This window comes from Nocardioides sp., assembly GCF_035503875.1.
Lineage (GTDB): Bacteria > Actinomycetota > Actinomycetes > Propionibacteriales > Nocardioidaceae > Nocardioides.
The window spans coordinates 1-6,842 of the sequence record NZ_DATJTA010000106.1; the positions used below are offsets into that span (position 1 = coordinate 1).

Annotated in this window: 5 protein-coding genes; 4 read left to right on the forward strand and 1 reads right to left on the reverse strand. The window is 72.2% G+C overall.

Going from position 1 to position 6,842, the window contains the following annotated elements; translation table 11 throughout:
* Positions 1-66: 66 nt before the first annotated feature.
* Positions 67-1,428, reverse strand: coding sequence for an MmgE/PrpD family protein (locus tag VMF51_RS25615; RefSeq protein WP_325477328.1), 1,362 nt, complete (start codon positions 1,426-1,428; stop codon positions 67-69).
* 147 nt (positions 1,429-1,575) lie between these two features.
* On the opposite strand from VMF51_RS25615, the gene VMF51_RS25620 reads away from it, so the two are divergent.
* The 4 genes from VMF51_RS25620 to VMF51_RS25635 are packed head-to-tail and all read left to right on the forward strand — an operon-like array spanning position 1,576 to position 6,534.
* On the forward strand, positions 1,576-2,775 hold the full coding sequence (locus VMF51_RS25620) for a CoA transferase (RefSeq protein ID WP_325477329.1): 1,200 nt from the start codon (positions 1,576-1,578) through the stop codon (positions 2,773-2,775).
* Positions 2,772-3,620, forward strand: coding sequence for a cyclase family protein (locus tag VMF51_RS25625; RefSeq protein WP_325477330.1), 849 nt, complete (start codon positions 2,772-2,774; stop codon positions 3,618-3,620). Before VMF51_RS25620 ends, VMF51_RS25625 begins: the two co-directional genes overlap by 4 nt.
* Complete coding sequence (locus tag VMF51_RS25630) at positions 3,617-5,062, forward strand: MmgE/PrpD family protein (protein WP_325477331.1); 1,446 nt, start codon at positions 3,617-3,619, stop codon at positions 5,060-5,062. Before VMF51_RS25625 ends, VMF51_RS25630 begins: the two co-directional genes overlap by 4 nt.
* A 5-nt stretch (positions 5,063-5,067) precedes the next feature.
* Positions 5,068-6,534: a dihydroorotase family protein gene (locus VMF51_RS25635; RefSeq protein WP_325477332.1), complete on the forward strand. Its 1,467-nt coding sequence runs from the start codon at positions 5,068-5,070 to the stop codon at positions 6,532-6,534.
* Positions 6,535-6,842: the final 308 nt, after the last annotated feature.

Consider the following 6,842-nt stretch of genomic DNA (forward strand, 5'->3'; position numbering starts at 1 on the left):
TCCGTCACACCAGGGGGGCCTTCCGGCTCGAATGACCCCCTGGTGTGACGGACTACCCCGCCGCTGCTATCTCCAGACCCCGTCCAGCGCGGCGACCACGTCGTTCTCCCCGGCCAGCCCGCGTACGGCGGCCAGCAGCCGGTCGCCGTCCCCGGGCGCCAGCAGGCCGTCCAGCTTCGCGACCAGGGCCGCGTCGTCGAGCGGGAAGTGCGCGGTGTCGCCGATCGGGTCCGGCTGCGCGAGGGCGAGCGTCGTACCGTCGCGGAGTGTCACGGCGACCTCGCAGACCCGGCGGTCCGGCAGGTGCGCGTCGAGCTCGTCGAGCAGGTCGACCGTCACCCGCCCGGCGAACTCGTCGGCGGCCGCGAACTCCGCCGTGCCCGGCTCCATGGTCGCGGGCGTGACCGCGCCGTTGACCGCGGCCGAGGCCACGGCGAACGGCAGCGAGAACATCGCTGCCAGCCGGCTCTCCGGGTGACGCCCGAGGAGCGGGGCGGCGAGCGAGTGGATGCCGACCCGGACGGACGCGACGTCGTCCGGCGCCCACCGACCGGCGGCGCGGAGTGACAGCACCAGGTCGATCGCGGCGTGGGTGAACGAGCACGCCGCGTGCTGCTTGAGGTAGCCCTCCGCCGCGAGCCAGCGGGTGCCGAGCCCGTCGACGAGCAGGTCGGGGTCGAGCTCGCCGACCAGCCCGAGCGCGGCCGCGGCCCCGCCGCGGTTGGCGACGAGACCGGCCCGCGCGAGGTGTGCGGCCGAGAGCCCGGCCAGGTTCGCCTGGCCCATCCACAGGTTGCGGGTCGGGTCACCTGCGAGCACCGTGTCCCATGGCGCCACGGTCATCAGGCCGGTCGCCGCGTCGACCGCCGCCTCCACCTGCGCGGGTGTCGCACCGAGCAGGGTCGCCGCAGCGTACGCCGCCCCGGTCGCGCCCCAGTGCCCGTGCGGGTGCCAGGCCGGGCCACGTCGTACGGCGCGGCCGAACCGGGCCGCGACCTCGTAGCCGCCTGCCACCGCGGCCAGGAAGCGCGGCCCGTCGACCGGGACCGACGACTGCTGGGCCGCGGCGATCGCCGCGAAGACCACGTGGGCCGCCGGGTGGCCGGCCGCGTGCTTGTTGCCCTCGTCCAGCTCCTGGGAGCAGGCCGCCGTGGCGGCGAGCAGGGCGGCCGTCTCGGGGGTGGTCCGGTGACCGGTGCCCGGCAGAGGATGCGGGCCGGGCGGCAGCGGCCAGGCCGCGACCAGCGCCTGCAGCTCCGGGGTCCGCATCCCGGCCAGCGTCACGCCGACGAGATCGGTCAGCACGACCGGGATCCGCGCGCGGACCGCGGCGGGCAGCTCGTCGTACGGCACGCCGACCTCGTGGACCAGCGCGGCGATGGCGTTCGCCGTGCGTTCCGGTAGGGGAAACGACTCGGGGTCGGTCATGTCGTCACGGTACGACTGCTGTGGCAGCGGAACAAGGCGGCAGGGCAGCCGTGACAAGGTCACACCGAGGTCATGCTTCCCGTGGGGCGACGTTCCGGATACAGTGAGGGACCGTTCGAGCGTTTCTCCTAGCGAAACGGAGTCAATGTGACCAACGCTCCCGCGCCCCTCGAGGGACTTCGGGTCCTCGACGTCTCCACGATCCTGGCCGGGCCGCTGTGCTGCCAGATCCTCGGCGACTACGGCGCCGACGTCGTGAAGATCGAGCACCCCAAGGCCGGCGACAACATGCGGGGCCACGGTCGCAGCAAGGACGGCGTCCCGCTGTGGTGGAAGGAGATCAGCCGCAACAAGCGGACGGTCGCCCTGGACCTCAAGGCGCCGAAGGGCGGCGAGGTGCTCCGCCGGCTGGCCGCCACCGCCGACGTCCTCGTCGAGAACTTCCGTCCCGGCACCCTCGAGCGCTGGGGTCTGGGTCCCGACGTGCTGCTCGAGCTGAACCCGGGCCTGGTGATCGTCCGGCTCACCGGCTTCGGCCAGACCGGGCCGTACAGCAGCCGCGCCGGCTTCGGCACCCTCGCCGAGGCGATGAGCGGCTTCGCCGCCGCCACCGGTGAGGCCGACGGACCGCCGACCCTGCCCGCGTTCGGCCTCGCCGACAGCATCTGCGGCATCGCGGCGTCGTCCGCGGTGATGATGGCGCTGCGCCACCGCGACCTGACCGGGAAGGGCCAGGTCGTGGACCTGAGCATCCTGGAGCCGATCATGACCGCGGTCGGCCCCGGCCCGACGGTCTACCAGCAGCTCGGCGAGATCCCGCAGCGCCACGGCAACCGCTCGACCAACAACGCGCCGCGCAACACCTACCGCACCTCCGACGACAAATGGGTCGCGATCTCCACCAGCGCCCAGCGCATCGCCGAGCGCGTCATGGAGCTCGTGGGCCACCCCGAGGTGATCGACGAGCCGTGGTTCGCCACCGGGGCCGGCCGCGCCGAGCACGTCGACCTGCTCGACGACCACGTCGGCAGCTGGATCGCCGCCCGCGACCGCGAGACGGTGCTGGACGCCTTCACCGAGGCCGGCGCCGCGATCGGTGCGGTGTACGACGCCCGCGACATCACCGAGGACCCGCACATCCGCGAGACGAAGATGCTCGTCGAGGTCGAGGACGACGACCTCGGCCCGATCCTCCAGCACAACGTGATGTGGCGGATGAGCGAGTCGCCGGGCCGGATCCGCTTCACCGGCCGTGCCATCGGCCAGGACACCGACGAGGTGCTCCGCGAGCTCGGCTACAGCGCCGAGGAGATCAGCAACCTGAAGGACGAGGAGATCCTGCGATGACCGCCCCTGTGGCAACCGATGCCCTGCTCGACATCGTGCGAGGCGGGGTCGACATGGTCGACCTGGGCCGCCAGCTGCGGGTGGGCATGCCCCAGTCGCCGAACCACCCGCACTTCTGGCACAGCCTGCCGCGCCGCCACGGCGACATGGTGCGCTCGGACGGCAGCAGCGCCGCCAACGACATGATCAGCACCGGCACCCACGTCGGCACCCACATCGACGCGCTCTCGCACGTCTCCTTCCAGGGCAAGCTCTTCGGCGGGATCGACGCCGCTGAGGCCGGCGTCGGCGGCAAGTACGAGCAGCTGGGCGCCCACACGATCGAGCCGATGATCCGTCGTGGCGTGCTGCTCGACGTGGCCGGGCACCTCGGCGTACCGCACTGCGAGGGCGGCTACGAGATCACCGTCGCCGACCTGGAGGCCACCGCCGAGCGGCAGGGCGTCACGGTCGGCCAGGGCGACGTCGTCCTGATCCGCAGCGGCTGGGGCGCGCGCTTCGCCGAGGGTGCGCCGTACGTCGGGGGCCCGACGGGCGTCCCCGGCGTCAGCGAGGCGGGCGCGGTCTGGCTCGCCGAGCGCGGCGTGCACGCGGCCGGTGCCGACACGATCGCCTTCGAGCGCCTGGCGCCCGGGGCCGGTCACGGCCTGCTGCCCGCGCACCGCGTGCTGCTGGTCGAGCACGGCATCTACATCATCGAGGCGCTCGACCTGGAGGGCCTGGCCGCGCAGGGGTGGAGCGAGTTCACCTTCGTGCTGGTCCCGCTCAACATCTTCGGCGCCACCGGCTCGCCCACGCGGCCGCTGGCCCTGCGCTCGGCCGCCGGGACGGGGGCGGGCGCATGAGCGACCTGACCCTGGCCCAGCAGCTCGGCGAGTTCGCCGCGGGCACGAGCTTCGACGACCTGCCCGAGGCGGTCGTCGACAGCGTCCGCAAGCGGGTCCTGGACACCGTCGGCATCGCGGTCGCCGCCGCCCCCCTCGAGACCAGCCGCGCCGCGCGCGCCTGGGCCAGCTCGCAGGGTGGCCGGCCGGTCGCGTCCGCGGTCGGCGTACCCGAGCGGCTCCCGGCGGCGCTGTCGGCGTTCGTCAACGGCGTGCTCGCGCACTCGCTCGACTACGACGACACCCACCTGCCGTCGGTCCTGCACCCGAGCGCCACCGTCGTCCCGGTCGCCCTGGCCGTCGCCGAGCGCGAGGGCGCGAGCGGGGCCGAGCTGGTCCGCGCGATCGCCCTCGGCCTGGAGACCTGCGTCCGCCTCGGCATGGCCGGGTACGACGAGGCCGCCAAGAACTCCACCTTCTTCGAGCACGGCCAGCACGCCACCTCGATCTGCGGCGCGATGGGCGGCGTCGTCGCCGCCACCGTGCTGATGAAGGGCGACGCGAAGGCCGTCGTCGACGGGCTCGGCGTCACCGCGTCGATGGCCTCCGGCATCATCGAGGCCAACCGCACCGGTGGCACCGTCAAGCGGATGCACTGCGGCTGGGCCGCCCACGCCGCCGTCTCGGCCGCCGAGCTGGTCGCCTTCGGCCTCACCGGTCCGCCCACCGTCCTGGAGGGCCGCTTCGGCTTCTACCAGGCCTGGCTGCACGGCGAGTTCGACGCGAGCGCCATCTCCGACGGGCTGGGGGAGACCTGGGCCGTGCCCGACATCTTCTTCAAGCCCTACCCGGCGAACCACTTCACGCACGCCGCCGTCGACGCGGCCGCGCGACTACGGGAGCAGGGCGTCACGCCGGACCGGGTCGAGCGGCTGACCCTCGGCGTACCCGCCCCCAACCTGCGCACCATCGGCGAGCCGATCGAGGTCAAGCGGACCCCGGAGACCGGCTACATGGCCCAGTTCAGCGGACCGTACGCCGTCGCCGTCGGCCTGCTCGGCGGCTCCGGTCTCGGCGCCGGCGTCGAGGACTACACCGACGAGCTGGCGCAGGACCCGCAGCGTCGCGCCCTGATGGCCAAGGTCGACGTGGTGCCCGACGAGCGGTGCACCGCGATCTTCCCGACGCAGTTCCCCGCCGTGCTCACCGCCCGTCTGACCGACGGCACCGAGCTGGTCGAGGAGGTCCTCACGACCCGCGGCGGACCGCAGCGCCCGCTGTCCTTCGAGGAGCTGACCTCCAAGTTCCGCGCCAACGCCGGCCGGACGCTCGCCGAGAGCCAGGTCGAGGACCTGGCCCGGGCGTGCGCCGAGCTGGAGACCTGCCCCGACGTCGGCGCCGTACTCGCGCCGCTGACGACGGTGGACCCGCACACCACCAACGACACCACGAGCGAAGGGTGAGCCCCATGGCCCAGCACGACCTGATCATCACGAACGCCCGCGTCGTCCGCCCGGGGCACGAGCCGGAGCGGCTCGACGTCGCCGTCAAGGACGGGGTCTTCACCGCGTTCGAGCCCCACCTCGACCCGGCGACCGCCGACGAGGTCGTCGACGCCGGCGGCAAGCACCTCTTCCCCGGCGTGGTCGACGTCCACCAGCACTGGGGCATCTACAACGAGCTCGGCGAGGACGCCGAGACCGAGAGCAAGGCCTCGGTGCAGGGCGGCGTGACGTCCGGCATCACCTACATCCGGACCGGTGCGTACTACCTGAACCGGACCGGCCCGTACCGCGAGATCTTCCCGGAGATCCTCTCGGCGACCGACGGCCGCGCGTACATGGACTACGCCTTCCACGTCGCTCCCATCCTCGAGGAGCACATCGACGAGATCCCGATGATGATCGAGGAGCACGGCGTGCCCTCGTTCAAGATCTTCATGTTCTACGGCGCCCACGGCCTGCACGGCCGCTCGGCGGACCAGGGCTCGTTCCTGATGCTGCCCGAGGACCAGTCGTACGACATCGCGCACTTCGAGTTCGTCATGCGGGGCATCCAGAAGGCCCGTGAGGACGAGCGCTTCGCCGCCGACCGCGACGCGATCTCGCTGTCGCTGCACTGCGAGACGGCCGAGATCATGCGGGCCTACACCAAGCTCGTCGAGAAGGAGGGCAAGCTCACCGGCCTGGAGGCCTACAGCGCCTCGCGGCCGCCGCACTCCGAGGGTCTGGCGATCACCATCGCGTCGTACCTCGCGCACGAGACCGAGCTGCCGAACATCAACCTGCTGCACCTCACCTCGCGCAAGGCCATCGAGGCCGCGATGATGATGCAGGCGACGTTCCCGCACATCAACTTCCGCCGCGAGGTCACCGTCGGCCACCTGGTCGCGAACTACAACACCGCGAACCTCGGCGGCAAGGTGAACCCGCCGCTGCGCTCCCCCGAGGACGTCGACGCGCTGTGGGAGCACGTGCTCGCCGGCAACTTCTCCTGGGTCACCTCCGACCACGCCTGCTGCAAGGAGGAGACCAAGTTCGGCGAGCCGAAGGACGACGTCTTCCTGGCCAAGTCCGGCTTCGGCGGCACCGAGTACCTGCTGCCCGGCCTGATCACCGAGGGCCGCCGCCGCGGCCTGTCGTACGGCGCCATCGCCGACCTGACCGCCAAGAACCCCGCCGAGCGGTTCGGCCTCTCGCAGAAGGGTGACCTGGCCGTCGGCAAGGACGCCGACTTCTGCCTGGTCGACGACGAGGTCAGCTACCAGGTGCGCGCCGAGGACTCGCTGTCCACGCAGGAGTACACCCCCTTCGAGGGCTTCGAGCTGACCGCCAAGGTCACCGACACCTACCTCCGCGGTGGCGCCGTCCTCCGCGACGGCAACGTCGTCGGCGACGCCCGCGGCCGCTTCGTGAAGCGCTCCGGCAACCGCTGACGCTCCAGCCCGCAAGACCCCCGCAGCCGATCCGGCTGCGGGGGTCTTCGTCGTCTGCGCGGGATGTACGTCGAGTCGGCAGTAGTTGCGTGTCGAGTCGGCGGTTCTTGTGGACGGGTGGGGTGGTTGTGTCGGCAAGTTCTGCCGACTCGGCGGGCTACTCGACGAGCGTGGTGCGTTGGTGGAAGAGGTCGAAGTCGGTGTGGTCGCCGGCTTTCCAGAGGGGGACGCTGGATTTGAGGACGAGGGTCATGCGGAGGGTGGATTCGGGGTCGCGGAGGGTGTCGCCGAAGAGTTCGTTGATGCGT

Bases quoted from the DNA above. Each gene is read 5' to 3' on its own strand.
- VMF51_RS25615 (WP_325477328.1), bottom strand. From the start codon at position 1,428: ATGACCGACCCCGAGTCGTTTCCCCTACCGGAACGCACGGCGAACGCC.
- VMF51_RS25635 (WP_325477332.1), top strand. From the start codon at position 5,068: ATGGCCCAGCACGACCTGATCATCACGAACGCCCGCGTCGTCCGCCCG.
- VMF51_RS25625 (WP_325477330.1), top strand. From the start codon at position 2,772: ATGACCGCCCCTGTGGCAACCGATGCCCTGCTCGACATCGTGCGAGGC.
- VMF51_RS25630 (WP_325477331.1), top strand. From the start codon at position 3,617: ATGAGCGACCTGACCCTGGCCCAGCAGCTCGGCGAGTTCGCCGCGGGC.